A 19,849-nucleotide genomic window follows, 5' to 3' on the forward strand; every position below is an offset into this window, starting at 1 on the left:
CCTCAGTTCTTTTAATGGATGATGAAACTAATCTGAGGGACATATTCCCACTGTAACTCATAAACTAGTATATAAGTATATCTAATGTAATGATATATAAAATGTTCTAATATTGGGATAGTTTTAAATAATATTACATAAAAGAGAGAAGATGCACCTAGATGCAAAAAGGGATGATAACACCACCGCCTTTACAACTTCCTTTATTTGTCTTTTGAGAACCTGATTCCTAAATCAACAAAAACAAGCTCGAAAAATAAAAACTACCAGAAGGTGGTGTTTATCGCCCCACAAAACAATTCCAAAATCGTATCCACAATGACTTCATTTTAAGAATAGATTTATAATACAAAACAACTGCTTTTTTTAAGCTAGCTGGGACAGCATAACAAACAAAATATATGTAGAAGCAAGTGGTTTTAATTAATGGATCCTACACAGACTTAATTGCCATACATGATCATTATGCAATCATCATTACTCGATACCATATGGCTTTCTGAGAAAAGAAAGAAATTAATTCAATATTTAAAAGATGGTCCAAGAGATATTGAAGAAATTAAGTCTTTTTTTAATTTTTCATCTCGTTCAATAGTTCCTGAAATTAAAAAATTGAAGAAGCAAGAAATATTAATTGAGGAAAACGGATTATATCGTTTATCAAACATTGGGAAAATAATTTCCAAAAAGATGGAAGATTTACTAAATACCGAGAAGATGATAGAGCTGGACACGAATTATTGGCAAAACGCCGACTTAAGTTCAGTCCCACCTCATTTGTATAGAAGAATAGGTGAATTAAATAATTATACGTTTCATGAATATGAAATGGAAAATATTTTCGAGCCTCCATTGCAATTTAAAGAAAATTTGAACAGAACGAAAAATATAATGCAACTAGTGCCTTACTTGATTCCTCAATTCCCAATGGATTGTTTAGATCTACTGGAAAAAGGAAAAAAACTATCATTAATTTTTCCACAATCGGTATTTGAAATGTTGAAAATAGAATATCCAACAGAAATGAAAAAACTGATGGGTTCAATAAAAATTGGTATTTTTGTTTGCGATGATGAAAAGAAAAGACCAATGATAAGTGTACTGGATAATTTTGCATATCTTGGATTTTTCACGAGGAATGGAACATATAGCAGCAAGGAAATTATTAGTATTGATGTAAGTGCTATAAATTGGACTAAGGAACTATTTACCCATTACATGAACACTTCAAAAAGTATAAGTGAATTTTAAAGTTTCAAAAAAAGAACTGAAGATATGGGACTACTTCAACAAGAACTGATCATGCAGGGAGCAAATCCAGATGTCAATAGCCGATGTTCTGATGACTTCAAAAAAAAGAAGAGACATACTAATATCACTACGAGACGGAGCCAGGACAAATAAAGAAATAAAAGCCTCATTAAATATTGATCAAGTGTTGTTAAAGCATCCCATCAGAGAATTAAAGGAAGAAGAATTCATAGTGCAGGATGACAACTCATATCAGCTATCGAATATCGGGAAGATCATGGTTGAAGCTACGCTTCCTTTATTGAATACGCTAACTGTTTTTGAAAAAGATATTTTGTATTGGAGAAGTCGCAATTTGGATATAGTTCCGGAAGAACTCACAGAAAAAATTGGAGAGCTAAGTGATTGTAATGTGGTTAAACTAAATGTTAATGAAATGTTCGAGCCTCTTAAAAATTATCTAAATAACTGCCAAAATTTAAAATCATTGGAAATTCTCCTAACCATAGTCGAACCAACTGCCCCAAAATTGCTTCTATTATTTGCGGAAATGGGATCTAAAATATCATTATTGGTAACAAAAGAATATCTTGAAAAAATAAAGCAAATAGCATATGAAGAATTAAGCATACTACTAGAATTAGAAAATGTATCTATACAGGTATTCGAAAAGGACCTCAAGCCCCCTCAAATTATGCTTTCTGACACTACAATGGCGACGATTTTTTTCAATGAAACTGATAAATACGACTATATGGAAATCGTAAGTTACAACGAAAATGCCCTCAACTGGGGAAAAGAACTTTTTCTGCACTACAAGAATATATCACATCCCCTTACTGAAATCTAACAGATAAACTCTCCCAGTTTCCCATTTAGATAGTAGATAGATTCTAAAGACTAATTTTACTGCATCCGATACATTCCGGATATGTAGAGAATGAGCATGAAATAGTGATCAATGTCATGCTACACATTATGGTACTAGCTTTTTCTATAACTCGCCATACAAAAGTCCTGGGAATTACCACCCTTAGTATAGCATAGACAAGTCCTAGATTAAGAGATGGTGGGTACAAGGTTATTGCAAAGGCACATGGTACTTGCAAAAGAACAAAGCTGCTCAAAAAAAGAACTATTCATTACAAATAGCAAATCGTAGTAAAAGGAAACATCATACTGAGACGGCAGCATAGTTTATCCTATATAGAAAGCTGCAGTAGTTTTATATAACAAGCGGCATTCCCGCATGAATCTTTGCAAGATTCAGATTCTGAGAAGATGTTGACATGAGTAGTGGCGACACTGGAAATTGGATCATGCCTAAGAAAATGGACCTAAACAGATTTGTTGCTATTTGGCAGCAATTCATAGTTAAAAACAAAAGGAAGTGAAGAATATGACAAATGGATTCAACTTTGAACTTTTTACAGAAGAAGGAATCGATGCAATCCACGCAACAACCCTTCAAGTGTTGGCTGAACCTGGATTGAGAGTAGCCCACGAAGGAGCTAGAAAGATCCTCAAGGAAAATGGTTGTGAAGTGGATGAAGAAACATTCGTCGTTAAATTCCCTGAAGATCTTGTCGAAAAGGCATTAAGCACAGCACCAAAATCATATACGATCTATGGACGTGAAGATAAAAATACCGTGGAGCTGAAGAGTGATGGTTCCGAAGTTAATTGGATCAACTTTGGAATTGGCGTCAAAATGGCCGATTATAAAGAATCAGGACAATACGAAGATCGTGACAGCACATTAAAAGACATTGGCGACGCAATGAAGGTCTGTGATTGGGCAAATAATCTTGATTACGTATGTAGTCCGGTCTCAGCCCTGGATCTTGCAGGAGAACCAAGGGACAGGAGTATGAATGAAGTGTTTACGATTTTACAGAACACTTCCAAACATGCCCTGATAGACCCGGAACCGGAAAAGGTCGATCAGTATTTTGAACTGGTTAAAGCATACTATGGCGGAGATGAAGAAGAGGCAAGGAAGAAGTCATTGATCACCATCGGAAGTTGCCCAACAAGTCTATTACAGCTTGACCATGCGATCTGTGAAATGGCATTCCAGGCTGCAGAGTATGATATTCCAATGATGGTCCTCAGTATGGCTATGGCAGCAGCATCATCCCCTGTATTCATGGCAGGTACACTCGTTACACATAACGCAGAATGCCTTGCCGGTGTTGTTCTCATGCAGCTGATCAAGCCAGGACATCCTACCCAGTATGGAAGCTCAACCACTTCATTTGACATAAAGGGAGGTACAGCACCAGTAGGATCTCCTGAGCTCGGACTTATCAGTTCAGGTGTTGCAAAACTGGCACAGTACTACAGCCTTCCTTGTGTTGTTGCTGGTACCTAGGGAGATTCCAAGATCCCTGACGCACAGATTGGACACGAGAAGACCCTTACAAGCATGCTTCCAGCTTATGCTGGTTCAAGTGTGATCTATGGAGCAGGTATGCTTGAGCTTGGAATGACCTTCTCACATGAACAGCTTGTCATTGACAATGATATCATCGACATGGTCAAGAAAACAAAAGATGGAATCCCCGTAACTGAGGAAACATTAGCATACAAGTCCATCAAGAAGGTAGGTATTGGAAATAACTTCCTTTCCCACAAAGACACCCTCAGGAATGTGGAACTGCCATCCCATCCGGCATTATTTGACAGGAATATGGGTGGAGATTGGATCAGAGCTGGTGCAAAGGACATCGCTACTGTAGCCCATGAGAAAGTTGTTGATATCTTACAAAATTATGAAGTTGCTCCTATCGATTCGGATATTCTCAAGGATATGAAAGCAATAGTTGACAGAGCAGACGAGAGAGCAGCAAAGAGTATGTAAATATAAAAATGAGGTTGAAAAATGGCAACAAAAGAAGAGATTATTACAATGGCAAGAACCGCTATTGAAGAATATGATGATGAAATGGCAGAAGAAGCTGCTGCAGAAGCTCTTGCAGCAGGAATTGACCCAATTGAAGTTATTGAAGAGGGATTTACTGTTGCAATGAACGCAGCAGGAGAGAAGTTTGAAGCTGGTGAACTGTTCCTCCCACATCTGATCGCTGCATCAGAAGCCATGACTGCAGGCATCAATGTACTTACACCTGCAATTGAGGCAGCTGGAGAAAAAACCGAATCCATCGGCACCGTTGCATTAGGAACGATAGAGGGTGACATCCACTCTATCGGAAAAGACATCGTTGCAACAATGCTCAAGATCGCTGGTTTCAAGATAAATGACCTTGGCAGAGATGTTGCAATTGCTTCTTACATCGAAGCTGCAAAGGATGCCGATGTGGTTGCATCATCTGCACTTATGACCACAACCATGGTCCTTCAGATCCAGATCGAAGAACAGCTCAAGGAAGCCGGTCTTCGTGACTCTGTAAAGACAATGGTCGGTGGTGCACCAGTTACCCAGGACTGGGCAGACAAGATTGGTGCAGATATCTACGCCGAAAATGCAAACGATGCAGTTGTCAAACTGAAGGCACTGTTTGCATAATAGTCATGAATCAAGATACGTTCATTCTGAACGTATCTGCCATTTTCTGACAACTCCCCAACTCCCCCCTCATATCGCAGATTGTTTTACAACCCCCATTTCATCACATTCCTGAAAAACGATATGAAGGGGGTTTCCACTGATTTATAAAATCAGACACATTCAAGTGATTTTTTAAGCAAGAGTTACTACTATGGTGAAAGAAACTATAAATTTACCAAATATTCAAGAAGAAGTATGTGGAGTAGAATTTATAGATATCCAGAACAATGCTCCACACTCTTTTTATCACACTTATGTACAAGAAAGAGTTAATACCACCAATTAGAATTCAGCTACCCTTTGACAAATCTTAGTATCCAAAATGCTATCCTGAAATCAAACAAATCTAAGTGGAATTGAAGAATAATTCCACAAAGCCCGAATATCAAAAAAAGAAAAAATCCACATAATATAGTGGATTTCGTTTACTGCAATACTTTCCTCACAGGCTCCAGAATATCATTCATATATTGTACAGCGCAATTCTTCAAGTCCATGGGATGGAGTGCTTCATCTAAAAACGCAGACTCAAGTTCCCAATAATCATTGAATGAAAGATTGCCACCATATTTCTCAGGTCTTTTGATGACAACTTCCTCATACCGAGGGAATATGTGGTACCTGAACAACTGAAGCACTGGATTATCCTCAGCAACACCTGCCGGACAGAATGCTTTTTTGAGCTTTCTTGATATGGAATCCTCTGTGTCATCCACGGATATGTAGTTATCATTTGAGGATGCCATTTTCGTGCCATCCAGTCCAAGCAGAATTGGAATATGTATGCACAGTGGTGCCTTATATCCAAGTCCGGGCAAGCCTTCTCTTGCGAGCATGTGGATCTTCCTCTGGTCAATGCCGCCAACTGCCACATCAACCCCGAGCATGGCAATATCAACTGCCTGCATCATTGGATATACCATCTGAGAGACCTTTGGATCATCCATCTTGCGCCCGACCTCATTCATGCTCCTCCTTGCTCTGCTAAGGGATGCAGAGCATGTGAGCCTCAGTACATTTAACATATACTCCGGATCCAGCTGGAAGTCAGTACCGTAAACAAATCTTGTCTTCTCAGGATCAAGACCAAGAGCAATGAAGCAGCGCTTGTTATAGTCTGCAACCTCACGCACCTCCTCCATAGTACCTTTCTGGTTCATATATGCATGCAGATCAGCCAGCAATACAGTGATCCCGAATCCGGCATTTTGAAGATCCAGCAGTTTGTTCACGGTAAGAACATGACCCAAGTGGATTTTACCACTTGGCTCATACCCCACATATGCTGTAGGATGCTCCTTTTCATTAAGCAGGGCTTCAAGTTCTTCTTCAGTTACTACCTCTTGCACATTTCTTTTTATCAGATCAATTCCATCCATTTCTTCACCTAACAACTAACACTGGCACCTTTGAATGCCTGACAACATTCTCTGCCACACTGCCTATCAATAATCTCTTTACACCGGTCAAACCCAGTGTGCCCATCACAATCATATCAACATCATTTTTCTCTGAATAATTGATGATCTCGTCAACCGGTCTGCCTTTTAACAATATGGATTCAACCACCACGCTGAATCTCCTTCCGGCCTCTTCTACATCAGCAGTTGCACGTTTACCTTCATCAGCAAGATTTTGCTCAATTGCCTTTGCAAAACCCAGATCCCTTCGTGCGACCTCAGCATGCTCATCAGAAACAACATACACTGCATGTACCTTGCAACCAGTAGCTTTTGCAATTTCGATACCATAAGAAATCGCATTCTTAACATTCTCTGAACCGTCTGTTGCTATCATAATATCTTTCATTATATCTCCCACCTATTTTCTAAAAATATAATAAGAACTGGAGAATTAACTCCAGTCCATATTATTGAACTTACTTTTGCATTTCACAAATCAACAAAACCGACGTACTTAGCGTCTTCTTGAATATCCAAATTTATTCATCCTTCTTAACATCATCAAGAGCAGGTTTGCAATCACGAGTACATTCCAATAGTGAATCGCCACCACTATCCCAGTACATCACAAAAGTGCCTACAATTGCAATGCTTGCACCGATAATGATCCACCACCCAATAGGAACGCCCATGAAAACAGACAATCCAAGGATGGCAAAAGGCACATAGAGTGTACCAATGCTCAAACCACGGCCTACTCCAATAAGAGGATAGGATTTGTACAGAGCTATATAACAAACACCCATAGTTAATGATACAATTAACATCCAGATGAGGAAAGATGGACTCGTAAATGTGCCCACTAATGCTGTTACCATTACATCAAAACCGAAAATAATCATCGAAATCGGAATGAGTACAATTAACCAAATAAGTGACTCCGACATGAACCTTACAACAACACCAGTATCCGCATCGGTTATATCCAGCACACGGGCTGCAACAGCACCTTCAAGACCCCAACCTATGGCAGACATAAGCCCTCCAAGATAACCAAGCCAAAGACCATCAGGTGATGCAGGGTTCATTATCTCAGTCATCATTTGTGAAGGATTCAAGATGAAGATGCCACCTAGAATGATCAGGCATATACCCGCCCAAGCTCTTTTGCTAATGTTCTCACCATACCAAACTTTCGCAGCAAAAGCACCCACGACACTACAAAGAAGGGCAGCAGATGCCGCAAAAGCGCCGCCAACATATCCTATTGCAAGTGTTGTGCCAAAAATTGCTATCGGACCACCAAGAGCAGCAGCAAAAGCATACCATTTAGAGATATTATAAGTGAAAAGTGTTCGTGGCAGATCTGCAAACTTACCCATACCCCCCGACCATACAATTCCAAGAACTATTGAAAATGCGAGTGCTTGTGCAGCAGTAATGCATACTGTGGCAACAAGAAATCCTGCAGAACCTTCAGGGAATATTAAAAAATCACCAATCGGCGGGACTAGCCATATCATAGAAAGGCTGACATAACCCAAACCCCATATAACAGCACAGGTAAATGCCCAAATAAACCCCCATCTAACCCGGCTCTTGTTTTCATTTCGAATGATCGACTCCAGATCAGAATTCATAAAAACACCTCCATTTTCAAATTATTAAAAAGGCAGGAAAAGCCTGCCTTTTTATTTTGTTTAGATCCTGCGAGTAAATGTACGTCCTATGTACAATGCCAGCAAGTCCAGGAACAGGATCAGTGCCAGATATACATAGTCTGCACCTGCAAACGCCCAAACTCCTTCAATGTGGAACATTTTTAAGCCTCCAGAAGTTCTTTTACACGAGCTTTCCCAAAATCACTCATTTCATACTGGTATAAAACCTTTCCAGATGCGAAATGAGAACCATCGTCTGCAGCCACATCCTTAACAGTGAAAATTCCACCTGCAGTAAGTTCAGTCATCCAGAAACGTGCCATCCATTTCCAGTAATCGCCTGATTTGCCATACTCTGCAAAAAGTTTGCTTATAAGCTCATAGTCCCATCCTTCCCCGTTTTCATAGAGAATCTGGACAAGTCTTGTTTTCATAGGTAAAGTTGTCATATTTATCACCTCATTTTATTCCAAACCATCATTCTGAACGAGTAGATTCAAGCAGTGATTCACCACTGTCCCAGTACATGACAAAGATGCCAACTACTGCGATGATCGCACCAGCAACTACCCACCAGGCAGTCGGGATACCCATGAAGACATATAATCCGATGATAGCAAAGAGAACGTAGAGCATTGAAACACTCATTCCCCTGCCAACACCGATAAGCGGATAGGATTTCCACATAAAGACATACGCAAAGACCGCTGACAGTACTGCTAATGAAAGCCAGATCAGGAAAGAAGGACTTCCAATTGCAGCACTAAGAGCAGTGATCACAGCAGCCGGGCCAATAAGTAATGCATAAATAGGCCAGATTATAACGAGCCAGATCAAGACCTCAGCAAAGAAACGAGCATGCAGACCACTGTCGGAATCAGTCAGGTCAATAACACGGCCGGCAACAGCTCCCTCAATACCCCAACCAATAAATGATGCGACTGCACCAAGATATCCTAACCATAGTCCAGCCGGAGCTGCCGGATTTGTGATCTCTGCATAAGTCTGGACAGGATTCAATATGAAGACACCACCTACCAGCATGATAGAGATGCCCATCCATGCTCTTCTGGTAATATTTTCACCATACCACAGTTTAGCGACAAAAGCTCCCACTACTGCCGATAACAGTGCAGCTGATGCTGCAAATGCAGCTCCAATATATCCAATTGCCAGTGTTGTACCATAGATTGCGATTGGACCGCCAAAAACTGCTGCAAGGGCAAACCATTTGGTTATACTATATGTGCGAATTGTTTTTGGCAGATCTGCAAGTTTACCAGTCCCACCAAGATAAAATATGCCCAGGAGGACAAGTGCTAATGTAACCTGAACTGTAAGCATACTGGCAGTTCCTACCATCATCCCCATTGCACCTTCAGGAAATGCAGACATAGTGTCAAAAGGGGGAACCATCCACACCATAGTTAAAGCTACATATCCCAGACCCCAGAGAACTGCACTAAGAAATGCAACAAAGAAACCCCACTTTATACGGTTTTTATTTTCTTTTTTAATAAGTTGTTCAATATCAGACATATAACCACTCCTTCAATCGTTAAATGAAATTTGTAAAGTGAAAACTCTACAAACTTCAGTTTGATTTTAGAATCATCTCAACAAGTCCACACAAGGAATTTCAATGTCAAGAACTTCAGCAATGTTTGCTTTAGCCTTCAGACCTTTTGCTTTTCCTGGTATCGAACTTACTGTCCCAATATCGAGCTCTTCTCTGACATCTTTCATAGTCAGTTCATCAGAAAGTTCGAAAACATCTACGTCAAGTTTATTTGCAACATATTTTTTAGCATCATTAAGTTGCATTCCCTGCATTTCCAGTCTCAAAACCATATCACCTGCAGTTCTGATACCATTCATACCTACAGCCATTCCAATTGCACCAATCATTGAATAAGGATCAGCAATACCTACCTATATACCATCAACTCCAGCAATCTCTACCATTGCTGTAGCACATCTTGATACTGCATCAACTGGTGCAATCTCTACCATAGGAACCCCGGCAACACCCATTCCCACATTTGCATGTATTGGAATATTTGCTTCCTTTGCACACTCTTTTGTTAATGTCACTGCTTTAGCAACATTCCAGGGAGTTGATTTTCGTGTATTTGTGTTGCATACAGGTCCAAAAATATCTACACCTGCTTTTTCAGCTACTTTAACCTGTTCGTGTGGATAAAGACCAGCCAAATTAACTCCGTCGTATTGAAGTCCACCATGGACGCCAAGAACGTATTCATTAGCCATTCCCATCAGGACTGAGACTTTTGTCCTTTTCTTGATCTGTTCAGTGGCTTTCAGACAAGCAAGAAGTTCCCCATCTCCTGCCGCTGCAGACGTATCCATATTCACACATTCAGTTCCAATCGGGTTAAGAACAGCTTCTGAAGCCCAGACAATGTCCTCTGTCAATGCTGGTATTGCTGATTCATACTCTCTCATACCCTCTTCGATTTTTCCTCCTGAAATAAGATCACCTGCATTTTCATAAGGACCATCCGGTTTGTAGTAAATTCCAAGATTTGGTGCAGCTGCATATAACAGTGGACAAATGGTTCTTGTGAGTACATCTTCCATTAACTGTTGCATCTGAGTAGACACAGGCTTGATCTCTTTGAAAGTTGCATTCATATTATTTACAGAAGTTACATCGTGACCAAATGCCCTTTCTAATACCAAATTAGCAGTCGTAACATCCATTGGAATTCCAACGCCACCAAATTCGCCATAGTTTCCAAATAGGGACTGGTCTCCAGCATCACAGCTAAAGACAATCCTGTTTTCAGGTTTGGTACTCACAATGGTTGCAGGATTGAGGAACATTTCCAAAAGATGTTCTTTTTCATCATCAGTAATGGTTGGAACATTACCTCTTTCTGCTGCATGATTTGTTGCATCTTCAATGTCTGCTATTATCTCTTCCTTTGTCATTTCGATGCGTCTTCCGTCTCCCATTCTTTGATAAGATGTTGTCATAAGTTAACCCTCCGTCATTTACACATGATATTAAGCGCTTTTTCCAAAGCATCTGCTGCACTTTCAGCGTATGCATCTGCCCCAATCTTTTCTGCCCAGTGTTCAGTACAGGGTGCTCCACCAATCATTGTTTTTATTTTGCCCTTCAGATTTTTTTCTGCCAACATTTCTTCAAGAGTAGCCTGACCTTGCATGGTCGATGTCATAAGAGCAGATGTTGCAATAATGTCAGCATTCACCTCTTCTGCTTTATCTATGAAAGTAGATAGGAGTACATCCCGGCCAAGATCATAAACCTCAAATCCATTTGCGTTCAGAAATATCTTTACAATGTTTTTACCGATGTCATGGACATCGCCTTCAACAGCCCCCAACACAACCCTTCCAACTTTTTCAGTTAATCCTGAACTTCCAGAGATTTGTGCTTTAAGGTTCTCTACCTCTTCTGTCATGAGAGATGCAGATAGCATTAGTTGTGGAAGAAAGCGCTTTCCAGCCTCAAATTCTTCTCCAACTGCTTCCATTCCTGCTGCAAAACCTTTTTCGATCAAATCCATCGGGTCAATTCCTGCAGCAAGGCCATCTGCAACAGCGGCACTTGCAGCCTCTTTATCGATATTTAAAACTGAGTTTTTAAGTTGCTCAAAGATTTGTTCATTTCCCATTTTTTCACTTCCTTTTTAGGATAAAATTCTCAGCATTGCCACTCATCATGATACGAGTAGCTTTAGAAGAGAATTTTTCATGTTGAGGCCATTTTACTTGACCTCTAATAAATCAAAAGCATCTCTTGTATAAAGGAAGTCTGATTATGCGAATCAAGGAAATAATTTCTTTTTCAGTAATAACTTCTTTATCGACAGAATTGTTCTTTTGAATTGAAAATGTTCTTTCGAGATACAAATGTTCATTTATTAGTATCTCTTTGCTGCTTTATAGCAATACTTTGCATTACATGAAGCAGAACGCTAAAGCTGACAAACCGTTTACTCTCAATGCTCATGTAAAAGAACGGTTGGATCAATAGGAAAAACTTGTCGCAAACGGTTAATTTGGTGGGGGGGTTGTATCGCTTTTGTCGATTTTTTGTGGAAATTAGGGACAATTCCAAGAGACAAATGCGACAAGTGGAAAAGACAAATTAAGATATTTCAATCCAATTTTTGAGATAAAAATTTGTAATAGATAAATAGTTCGGTGGCCCAATTTATTGCTTTTGGATTGTAACTAACTAATTCTTTATAATCATAGATTTTATCATTGTTGTATATAATTAATTTCACTTTATTTTCTGTGATAATTAAATGGGAAGGTAAATGACTCTGATCAAGCACAAAGATTTCAATATTGTCTGATTCCATTAATGAATTTAGTTCGTTAGAAAGGACTGATTTCATTTTTTCTAGATATCCCTCAGTTATTATCAACGTTACCTGAGTTTCTAAATTAATTTTATTTAAAAGAAATTTGATGCTTTCCGGGTTAAAAGCAACTAAAATAGCTTGCAAACATTGTAAGTTGGAAACATTCTCTACGAAGGATTTCAGAGGTTCAAAAATAGAGTCCATATCGGGATATAGTATTTCATATTCCTCAATTTCTCCTAATCTCATTAGTAGTTTTAATGGGATCTCATCCAGATATCTTCCAATCCAGTATTCGCTATTGCTTTCGAATAAATCCAATAAGTTTAGCAGAGGATATGAAGTTTCCATTAATAGTTTTCCGATATTTGTTAGGTGTAATTTTGATTCATGTTTAGCTATTAATCCACTGTCTTTTAGTTCTTTGGCGGAATGTTTTAACAGGTACCACTCTGTTTTGAGAATATCGTGAATTTCTTTTTCAGTTTTTGGTCCATCAAATAATGAAATCAAGACTTTTCTTCTTCTATCTGAATACATTAAGAGGTCAGCAGGCGATGGTTTCATAAATTTGCCCCCATTCCACGAATTGTTTCCTTATTGATTGAGGTAGAATGTTCTATATAATATTCAAAAAGTTCATTTCCCCATTTCAGTGCAACTTTACTATTATTAGTGATTTCATTCGGGTAGTACGAACCATTTTCCGTAAAGAATCCCATTAATAGAAAATTGTCCATAGTAATTAACATTGGATAGTTCAATTTTGCATTACACTGAAAGAATTTAACATTGGGTGCGTCAAGATATTTTTTCAGAAGGGATGGATAAATAGAATTAAATTTTTCAATAAAATTAGGTGTATGCACGATGGAAATATCTACTCCTCTTTCGAGAGGATTTAAAAAATGTTCAGGAAACTGTGGTGGAAAAAAGGGCATATATATATTTATTTCGGACGACTTATGAGCAGCTTCTAATAACTCTGTTGGTGGCTCATAAGCATCTTCTATTTTGAATATGTTTAATTTATACTCTTTTAAGTCTCCAAGTCTTAGGTAGAGTTCTTTTGGGATGGAACTTAAATCAATATGCTCCCAAAAATCTGGATTCTTTTCAATTAGGGTTGAAATGTTAGCTAACTTGTGCATATTCGCCACGATTAATGTCCCAATATTTGATAGGCTATATTCACAATCATTTTCGACTATGATGTTTTGTTTTTTCAACTTTTTCAGATCGGGAACTATCAATCGTGAATTAAGACCAAATTCACTTTTGATTTTATCAATATTAGCAGGACCTTTTTCGATAAAATACAGTAATTTTTGTCTCCTTTCAGAAAACCATATAGTTTTATAAATTTCGGGATGCATAATATCAAAACGATTTTCATTTCGGTCTTATTTCATAACAAAATTACTATCACATTGTAGGAGTATTTATAAAAGCTTAATGCGTATTGTTTTTTGAAGTTTTTGGCTATTTTTACGCTTTTAAGATATAATGTATGTTAATATAATTAATTTCCGGTGAGCAACATTGTTAACAATATATAATTTTGAAAAGATTGGCCAAGCTTTCTGTTTATTTTATTTTTATATTGCTATATAGTGGCAAAGAGATACTAATAAATGAACATTTGTATCTCGAAAGAACATTTTCAATTCAAAAGAACAATTCTGTCGATGAAGAAGTTATTACTGAAAAAGAAATTATTTCCTTGATTCGCATAATCAGACTTCCTTTATACAAGAGATGCTTTTGATTTATTAGAGGTTAAGTAAAAATGACCTCAACGTGAAAAACTCTCTTCTAAAACCACTAGTGTAACGATGAGTGGCAATGCTGAGAATTTTATCCTAAAAAGGAAGTGAAAAAAATGGGAAATGAACAAATGACAAATGGATTCAAATTTCAACTCTTCACAGAAGAAGGAATCAACGCAATTCATCAGACCACTCTTCAAGTACTGGCAGATCCAGGAATAATAATTGCTCACGAAGGAGCAAGAAAAATTCTCAAAGAAAATGGTTGTGAGGTCAATGATGAAACCATGGTTGTCAGGTTCCCTGAAGAACTTGTCGAAAAAGCAATAGAAACTGCCCCTTCATCATTTGATTTGTGTGGCCGTGATGAAAAGAACACTGTCAATTTATCAAGCGACGGAAAGAAAGTCAACTGGATGACTTTTGGTGTCGGGACAAAAGTAGCCGATTACAAGGGACCCAACAACTATGACATAAGAGACAGCACATTGCAAGACCTTGCGAATATCGCTAAGGTTACAGACTGGGCATCAAATGTGGATTGGCTCACTTCCCCAGTGTCAGCGATGGATATCGCTGGCAAACCCGTCTGCAGATCAATGCACGAAATAATGACACTTGTGGAAAATACTTCAAAACATTTCCTTACGGACCCAGAAGCTGACAAAGTCCCATATTATTTTGAGCTAATCAAAACATTTTATGGTGGAGATGAAGAAGAAGCTCGTAAGAAGCCAATCTTCATGCTTGGAGGCTGTCCGACCAGCCCCCTGGAACTCGACTATATGATTTGTGAAGTGGCTCTCCAGGCAACCAAGCATGACATTCCCATGATGGTTTTAAGTATGGCGATGAGTGCTGCATCATCATCGGTTTATCCAGCAGGAACCCTTGTAACCCATAATGCCGAAGTGCTTGCAGGCCTTGTTGTGACACAACTTTTCAAACCAGGTCACCCTACAATTTATGGAAGTTCGACAACAGGATTTGATATGAAAGAGGGCACTGCACCTGTTGGTTCACCGGAACTGGGAATTCTAAGTGCAGGTGTTGCACAGCTGGCACAGTACTATAAACTACCCAGCCTTGTTGCAGGTTCCTAGTCAGATTCCAAATTACCTGATGCACAGGCCGGTCATGAGAAAACCATTACCGGACTTATCCCCGCATATGCCGGCGCCAGTGTGGTCTATGGAGCAGGTATGCTTGAACTTGGAATGACATTTTCGCTTGAGCAACTTATAATGGACAATGATTTCATCGGAATGATAATGAAATCCAGAAATGGAATTCCTATGACAGAAGAAACACTTGCATATGAAGCTATCAAAAAAGTAGGACATGGTGGCCACTTCATTTCACACAAATCCACAATGAAGAATATAGATCTGCCATCCCATCCAGACATTATTAACAGGCAAATGATCGGTGAGTGGGAGAAGGCCGGATCGAAGGATCTTGCAAGTGCAGCACATGATAAGGTAGTAGACATACTACAAAACCATGAGGTCAAACCAATTGATGCTGATATACTGAAGGATATGAAGGCAATTGTTGCAAAAGTTGACAAAATGGTTGCATGAAATTAATTGATAAAAAAGGTATTATAATAGTTACACAGGATCAAATTAATGCAAAAGCAAAAGCTGCAGTCATGGATTTCGATGACGAAGCAGTAGAAGAAGTATGTCAGGAAGCAATCGACGCAGGTGTCGATGTAGTATCCCTTATTGAGGATGGTCTTACCACAGGTATGAACGAAGTCGGTGACCAGTTCGAGCAGGGTACCCTTTTCCTTCCACACGTCATTGCAGCATCCGAAACGATGAGTGCTGGTGTTGCGGTCCTTGCTCCCGTTATTGAAAAGCAGGGCAGAGAAACCGAGAGCAAGGGTAAGATCGCAATAGGTACAATCGAGGGTGATATCCACACAATAGGAAAGGACATCGTTGCAACAATGCTCAAGATCGCTGGATTTCAGGTCATTGACCTCGGTAGGGACGTACCAATTGCAGACTACGTCGCTGCAGTCAAGGAACACCAGCCACTTGCAGTAGGTTCTTCCGCACTCATGACCACAACCATGATCAGTCAGATGCAGATCGAAGAGCAGCTCAAGGAAGCCGGTCTTCGTGACTCTGTAAAGACAATGGTCGGCGGTGCACCAGTTACCCAGGACTGGGCAGACATGATCGGTGCAGATGTCTACGCCGAAAATGCAAACGATGCAGTTGTCAAACTGAAGGCACTGTTTGCATAATAGTCATGAATCAAGATCAATTCATTCTGAACGTATCTGCCATTTTCTGACAACTCCTCAACTCCCCCCTCATATAGCAGATTGTTTTACAACCCCCATTTCATCACATTCCTGAAAAACGATATGAGGGGGGTTTCCACTGATTTATAAAATCAGACACATTCAATTGATTTTTTAATTAAGAGTTACTACTATGGTGAAAGAAACTATAAATTTACCAAATATTCAAGAAGAAGTATGTGGAGTAGAATTTATAGATATCCAGAACAATGCTCCACACTCTTATTATCACACTTATGTACAAGAAAGAGTTAATACCACCAATTAGAATTCAGTTACTCTTTGACAAATCTTAGTATCCAAAATGCTATCCTGAAATCAAACAAATCTAAGTGGAATTGAAGAATAATTCCACAAAGCCTGAATATCAAAAAAAGAAAAAATCCACATAATATAGTGGATTTCGTTTACTGCAATACTTTCCTCACAGGCTCCAGAATATCATTCATATATTGTACAGCGCAATTCTTCAAGTCCCTGGGATGGAGTGCTTCATCTAAAAACGCAGACTCAAGTTCCCAATAATCATTGAATGAAAGATTGCCACCATATTTCTCAGGTCTTTTGATGACAACTTCCTCATACCGAGGGAATATGTGGTACCTGAACAACTGAAGCACTGGATTATCCTCAGCAACACCTGCCGGACAGAATGCTTTTTTGAGCTTTCTTGATATGGAATCTTCTGTATCATCCACGGATATGTAGTTATCATTTGAGGATGCCATTTTCGTGCCATCCAGTCCAAGCAGAATTGGAATATGTATGCACAGTGGTGCCTTATATCCAAGTCCGGGCAAGCCTTCTCTTGCGAGCATGTGGATCTTCCTTTGGTCAATGCCGCCAACTGCCACATCAACCCCAAGCATGGCAATATCAACTGCCTGCATCATTGGGTACACCATCTGGGAGACCTTTGGATCATCCATCTTGCGCCCGACCTCATTCATGCTCCTCCTTGCTCTGCTAAGGGATGCAGAGCATGTGAGCCTCAGTACATTTAACATATACTCAGGATCCAGCTGGAAGTCAGTACCATAAACAAATCTTGTCTTCTCAGGATCAAGACCAAGAGCAATGAAGCAGCGCTTGTTATAGTCTGCAACCTCACGTACCTCTTCCAGAGTACCTTTCTGGTTCATATATGCATGCAGGTCAGCCAGTAATACAGTGATCTCGAATCCGGCATTTTGAAGATCCAGCAGTTTGTTCACGGTCAGAACATGACCCAAATGGATCTTACCACTTGGTTCATACCCCACATATGCCGTAGGGTGCTCTTTTTCATTAAGCAGGGATTCAAGTTCCTCTTCAGTTACTACCTCTTGCACATTTCTTTTTATCAGATCAATTCCATCCATTTCTTCACCTAACAACTAATACTGGCACTTTGGAATGCCTGACAACATTCTCTGCCACACTGCCTATCAATAATCTCTCCACCCCGGTTAAACCCAGTGTGCCCATCACTATCATATCAACATCATTTTTCTTTGCATAATCTATGATCTCTTCAACGGGCCTGCCTTTTAGCAGCACAGACTCCACTTTGATTCCAGTTTCCTTGCCGGCTTCTTCGATATCTTCAGTTGCACGTTTTCCAATATCAGAAAGATGTTCCTCAATTGCCTTTGCAAAACCCAGATCCCTTCGTGCGACCTCAGCATGCTCATCAGAAACAACATACACTGCATGTACCTTGCAACCAGTAGCTTTTGCAATTTCGATACCATAAGAAATCGCATTCTTAACATTCTCTGAACCATCGGTTGCTATCAAAATTTTGTTCATTATATAACCCCACTATCTTTTAAGTCTACAAATATTTCAAAAACAAGGGATAAAATTTGTCCCTCAATAAAATTCAATTTTCTTTGTATGGTCAGCCATGTAAAGTTAGATCCTTTGATTCATGGCCAGTCATGTCGTTTATTTACCCCTCTTAACATCATCAAGAGCAGGTTTGCAATCACGAGTACATTCCAATAGTGAATCGCCACCACTATCCCAGTACATCACAAAAGTGCCTACAATTGCAATGCTTGCACCGATAATGATCCACCACCCAATAGGAACGCCCATGAAAACAGACAATCCAAGGATGGCAAAAGGCACATAGAGTGTACTAATGCTCAAACCACGGCCTACTCCAATAAGAGGATAGGATTTGTACAGAGCTATATAACAAACACCAAGAGACAATGCTGAAATTGTCATCCATATAAGGAAAGATATACTCGTAAATGTTCCCAACAATGCGGTCAACATTACATCAAAACCAAAAACGATCATCGAGACTGGAATTAGTACAAATAGCCAGATCAATGACTCGGCAATGAACCTGATAACAAGACCAGTATCCGCATCAGTCATATCCAGCACACGAGCTGCAATAGCACCTTCAAGGCCCCAACCTATAGCAGACATAAGACCCCCAAGATAACCTATCCACACACCATCAGGTGATGCAGGATTCATTATCTCGACCATCATCTGAGAAGGATTCCAGATAAAGATGCCACCAAGGATAATCATACCTATGCCCATCCAGGCTCTTCTGGTAATGCTCTCGCCATACCATACTTTTGCAGCAAAAGCACCGACGACACTACAAAGAAGAGCAGCAGATGCTGCAAAAGCACCACCAACATACCCTATTGCAATCGTTGAACCAAATATTGCAATTGGACCACCAAAAGCTGCGGCAAAAGCATACCATTTAGAGATCCTATATGCCCGAAGTGTTCGTGGCAGATCTGCAAACTTACCCATGCTTCCGGACCATACAATTCCAGTAACTATTGAGAACACTATGGCCATCGCAGAAGTAATACAGACGGTTGCAACGAGGAAACCTGTGGGACCTTCAGGGAATATTAAGAATTCGCCATAAGGCGGGACTATCCATAACATACTAAGAGCTACATAACCTAATCCCCACAGAACAGCACAAGTAAATGCCCAAATAAACCCCCATCTAACCCGGCTCTTGTTTTCATTTCGAATGATCGACTCCAGATCAGAATTCATAAAAACACCTCCATTTTCAAATTATTAAAAAGGCAGGAAAAGCCTGCCTTTTTATTATGTTTATATCCTGCGAGTAAATGTACGTCCTATGTACAATGCCAGCAAGTCCAGGAACAGGATCAGTGCCAGATATACATAGTCTGCACCTGCAAACGCCCAAACTCCTTCAATGTGGAACATTTTTAAGCCTCCAGAAGTTCTTTTACACGAGCTTTCCCAAAATCACTCATTTCATACTGGTATAAAACCTTTCCAGATGCGAAATGAGAACCATCGTCTGCAGCCACATCCTTAACAGTGAAAATTCCACCTGCAGTAAGTTCAGTCATCCAGAAACGTGCCATCCATTTCCAGTAATCGCCTGATTTTCCATATTCTGCAAGAAGTTTGCTTATAAGCTCATAGTCCCATCCTTCCCCAGTTTCATAGAGAATCTGGACAAGTCTTGTTTTCATAGGTAAAGTTGTCATATTTATCACC

Annotated in this window: 16 protein-coding genes and 3 pseudogenes; 6 read left to right on the forward strand and 13 right to left on the reverse strand. The window is 39.6% G+C overall.

The window, feature by feature from the left end:
- The first annotated feature begins 456 nt into the window (after positions 1-456).
- The 4 genes and pseudogenes from ACR3I3_RS06470 to ACR3I3_RS06485 all read left to right on the forward strand — a co-directional run bounded on the left by ACR3I3_RS06470 (position 457) and on the right by ACR3I3_RS06485 (position 4,780).
- Entirely contained in the window at positions 457-1,251 is a 795-nt protein-coding gene (locus tag ACR3I3_RS06470; protein ID WP_440953765.1) for a helix-turn-helix transcriptional regulator, read from the forward strand.
- A gap of 70 nt (positions 1,252-1,321) precedes the next feature.
- Positions 1,322-2,101 (forward strand): helix-turn-helix transcriptional regulator, encoded by a 780-nt coding sequence (locus ACR3I3_RS06475; RefSeq protein ID WP_440951457.1) that lies wholly within the window; start codon positions 1,322-1,324, stop codon positions 2,099-2,101.
- A gap of 549 nt (positions 2,102-2,650) precedes the next feature.
- Positions 2,651-4,114 (forward strand): annotated as a pseudogene (gene mttB / locus ACR3I3_RS06480) ([trimethylamine--corrinoid protein] Co-methyltransferase).
- Positions 4,115-4,135: 21 nt separating this feature from the next.
- Entirely contained in the window at positions 4,136-4,780 is a 645-nt protein-coding gene (locus ACR3I3_RS06485; RefSeq protein ID WP_440951458.1) for a methyltransferase cognate corrinoid protein, read from the forward strand.
- Between the two features lie 467 nt (positions 4,781-5,247).
- On the opposite strand, the gene ACR3I3_RS06490 is transcribed toward ACR3I3_RS06485, so the two are convergent.
- The 9 genes and pseudogenes from ACR3I3_RS06490 to ACR3I3_RS06530 all read right to left on the reverse strand — a co-directional run bounded on the left by ACR3I3_RS06490 (position 5,248) and on the right by ACR3I3_RS06530 (position 13,626).
- Positions 5,248-6,201, reverse strand: a complete 954-nt coding sequence (locus tag ACR3I3_RS06490; RefSeq protein ID WP_440951459.1) for a tyrosine--tRNA ligase — start codon at positions 6,199-6,201, stop codon at positions 5,248-5,250.
- Positions 6,202-6,205: 4 nt separating this feature from the next.
- On the reverse strand, positions 6,206-6,631 hold the full coding sequence (locus ACR3I3_RS06495) for a universal stress protein (RefSeq protein ID WP_440951460.1): 426 nt from the start codon (positions 6,629-6,631) through the stop codon (positions 6,206-6,208).
- Between the two features lie 133 nt (positions 6,632-6,764).
- Positions 6,765-7,748 carry a hypothetical protein gene (locus ACR3I3_RS06500; protein WP_440951461.1) on the reverse strand — a complete coding sequence of 328 codons (984 nt, stop codon included), beginning with the start codon at positions 7,746-7,748 and terminating at the stop codon, positions 6,765-6,767.
- Between the two features lie 299 nt (positions 7,749-8,047).
- A complete protein-coding gene (locus ACR3I3_RS06505; protein ID WP_440951462.1) occupies positions 8,048-8,335 on the reverse strand; it encodes a hypothetical protein in 288 nt (95 codons plus the stop codon).
- Positions 8,336-8,363: 28 nt separating this feature from the next.
- On the reverse strand, positions 8,364-9,425 hold the full coding sequence (locus ACR3I3_RS06510) for a hypothetical protein (protein ID WP_440951463.1): 1,062 nt from the start codon (positions 9,423-9,425) through the stop codon (positions 8,364-8,366).
- 72 nt (positions 9,426-9,497) lie between these two features.
- A pseudogene (gene mtbB, locus ACR3I3_RS06515) lies at positions 9,498-10,886 on the reverse strand ([dimethylamine--corrinoid protein] Co-methyltransferase).
- 14 nt (positions 10,887-10,900) lie between these two features.
- Positions 10,901-11,551: a corrinoid protein gene (locus tag ACR3I3_RS06520; RefSeq protein WP_440951464.1), complete on the reverse strand. Its 651-nt coding sequence runs from the start codon at positions 11,549-11,551 to the stop codon at positions 10,901-10,903.
- Between the two features lie 486 nt (positions 11,552-12,037).
- On the reverse strand, positions 12,038-12,817 hold the full coding sequence (locus ACR3I3_RS06525; protein ID WP_440951465.1) for a helix-turn-helix transcriptional regulator: 780 nt from the start codon (positions 12,815-12,817) through the stop codon (positions 12,038-12,040).
- Positions 12,814-13,626, reverse strand: coding sequence for a helix-turn-helix transcriptional regulator (locus ACR3I3_RS06530; protein ID WP_440951466.1), 813 nt, complete (start codon positions 13,624-13,626; stop codon positions 12,814-12,816). Before ACR3I3_RS06530 ends, ACR3I3_RS06525 begins: the two co-directional genes overlap by 4 nt.
- Before the next feature lie 521 nt (positions 13,627-14,147).
- On the opposite strand from ACR3I3_RS06530, the pseudogene mttB (ACR3I3_RS06535) reads away from it, so the two are divergent.
- Together mttB (ACR3I3_RS06535) and ACR3I3_RS06540 are read left to right on the forward strand one after the other, a co-directional pair.
- A pseudogene (gene mttB / locus ACR3I3_RS06535) lies at positions 14,148-15,602 on the forward strand ([trimethylamine--corrinoid protein] Co-methyltransferase).
- Between the two features lie 26 nt (positions 15,603-15,628).
- The gene (locus tag ACR3I3_RS06540) at positions 15,629-16,279 is read left to right on the forward strand and encodes a methyltransferase cognate corrinoid protein (protein WP_440953766.1); all 651 of its coding nucleotides are present in this window, start codon (positions 15,629-15,631) and stop codon (positions 16,277-16,279) included.
- A gap of 467 nt (positions 16,280-16,746) precedes the next feature.
- Here the strand turns inward: ACR3I3_RS06540 and ACR3I3_RS06545 are convergent, their stop codons facing one another.
- The 4 genes from ACR3I3_RS06545 to ACR3I3_RS06560 all read right to left on the reverse strand — a co-directional run bounded on the left by ACR3I3_RS06545 (position 16,747) and on the right by ACR3I3_RS06560 (position 19,839).
- Entirely contained in the window at positions 16,747-17,700 is a 954-nt protein-coding gene (locus ACR3I3_RS06545) for a tyrosine--tRNA ligase (RefSeq protein WP_440951467.1), read from the reverse strand.
- A 4-nt stretch (positions 17,701-17,704) separates the two neighbouring features.
- The gene (locus ACR3I3_RS06550) at positions 17,705-18,130 is read right to left on the reverse strand and encodes a universal stress protein (protein WP_440951468.1); all 426 of its coding nucleotides are present in this window, start codon (positions 18,128-18,130) and stop codon (positions 17,705-17,707) included.
- A 138-nt stretch (positions 18,131-18,268) separates the two neighbouring features.
- Positions 18,269-19,252 carry a hypothetical protein gene (locus ACR3I3_RS06555; protein ID WP_440951469.1) on the reverse strand — a complete coding sequence of 328 codons (984 nt, stop codon included), beginning with the start codon at positions 19,250-19,252 and terminating at the stop codon, positions 18,269-18,271.
- Between the two features lie 299 nt (positions 19,253-19,551).
- Positions 19,552-19,839 carry a hypothetical protein gene (locus tag ACR3I3_RS06560; protein ID WP_440951470.1) on the reverse strand — a complete coding sequence of 96 codons (288 nt, stop codon included), beginning with the start codon at positions 19,837-19,839 and terminating at the stop codon, positions 19,552-19,554.
- Positions 19,840-19,849 lie beyond the last annotated feature (10 nt).

Origin of the sequence: Methanococcoides mangrovi (genome assembly GCF_052057775.1) — an archaeon.
GTDB lineage: Archaea > Halobacteriota > Methanosarcinia > Methanosarcinales > Methanosarcinaceae > Methanococcoides.

What these genes read in the sequence shown, in the direction of transcription:
- ACR3I3_RS06505 (WP_440951462.1), bottom strand. Translation starts at nt 8,335, where the DNA reads ATGACAACTTTACCTATGAAAACAAGACTTGTCCAGATTCTCTATGAA.
- ACR3I3_RS06490 (WP_440951459.1), bottom strand. Translation starts at nt 6,201, where the DNA reads ATGGATGGAATTGATCTGATAAAAAGAAATGTGCAAGAGGTAGTAACT.
- ACR3I3_RS06500 (WP_440951461.1), bottom strand. Translation starts at nt 7,748, where the DNA reads ATGATATGGCTAGTCCCGCCGATTGGTGATTTTTTAATATTCCCTGAA.
- ACR3I3_RS06485 (WP_440951458.1), top strand. Translation starts at nt 4,136, where the DNA reads ATGGCAACAAAAGAAGAGATTATTACAATGGCAAGAACCGCTATTGAA.
- ACR3I3_RS06470 (WP_440953765.1), top strand. Translation starts at nt 457, where the DNA reads ATGATCATTATGCAATCATCATTACTCGATACCATATGGCTTTCTGAG.
- ACR3I3_RS06530 (WP_440951466.1), bottom strand. Translation starts at nt 13,626, where the DNA reads ATGCATCCCGAAATTTATAAAACTATATGGTTTTCTGAAAGGAGACAA.
- ACR3I3_RS06525 (WP_440951465.1), bottom strand. Translation starts at nt 12,817, where the DNA reads ATGAAACCATCGCCTGCTGACCTCTTAATGTATTCAGATAGAAGAAGA.
- ACR3I3_RS06475 (WP_440951457.1), top strand. Translation starts at nt 1,322, where the DNA reads ATGTCAATAGCCGATGTTCTGATGACTTCAAAAAAAAGAAGAGACATA.
- ACR3I3_RS06560 (WP_440951470.1), bottom strand. Translation starts at nt 19,839, where the DNA reads ATGACAACTTTACCTATGAAAACAAGACTTGTCCAGATTCTCTATGAA.
- ACR3I3_RS06555 (WP_440951469.1), bottom strand. Translation starts at nt 19,252, where the DNA reads ATGTTATGGATAGTCCCGCCTTATGGCGAATTCTTAATATTCCCTGAA.
- ACR3I3_RS06550 (WP_440951468.1), bottom strand. Translation starts at nt 18,130, where the DNA reads ATGAACAAAATTTTGATAGCAACCGATGGTTCAGAGAATGTTAAGAAT.
- ACR3I3_RS06510 (WP_440951463.1), bottom strand. Translation starts at nt 9,425, where the DNA reads ATGTCTGATATTGAACAACTTATTAAAAAAGAAAATAAAAACCGTATA.
- ACR3I3_RS06520 (WP_440951464.1), bottom strand. Translation starts at nt 11,551, where the DNA reads ATGGGAAATGAACAAATCTTTGAGCAACTTAAAAACTCAGTTTTAAAT.
- ACR3I3_RS06495 (WP_440951460.1), bottom strand. Translation starts at nt 6,631, where the DNA reads ATGAAAGATATTATGATAGCAACAGACGGTTCAGAGAATGTTAAGAAT.
- ACR3I3_RS06545 (WP_440951467.1), bottom strand. Translation starts at nt 17,700, where the DNA reads ATGGATGGAATTGATCTGATAAAAAGAAATGTGCAAGAGGTAGTAACT.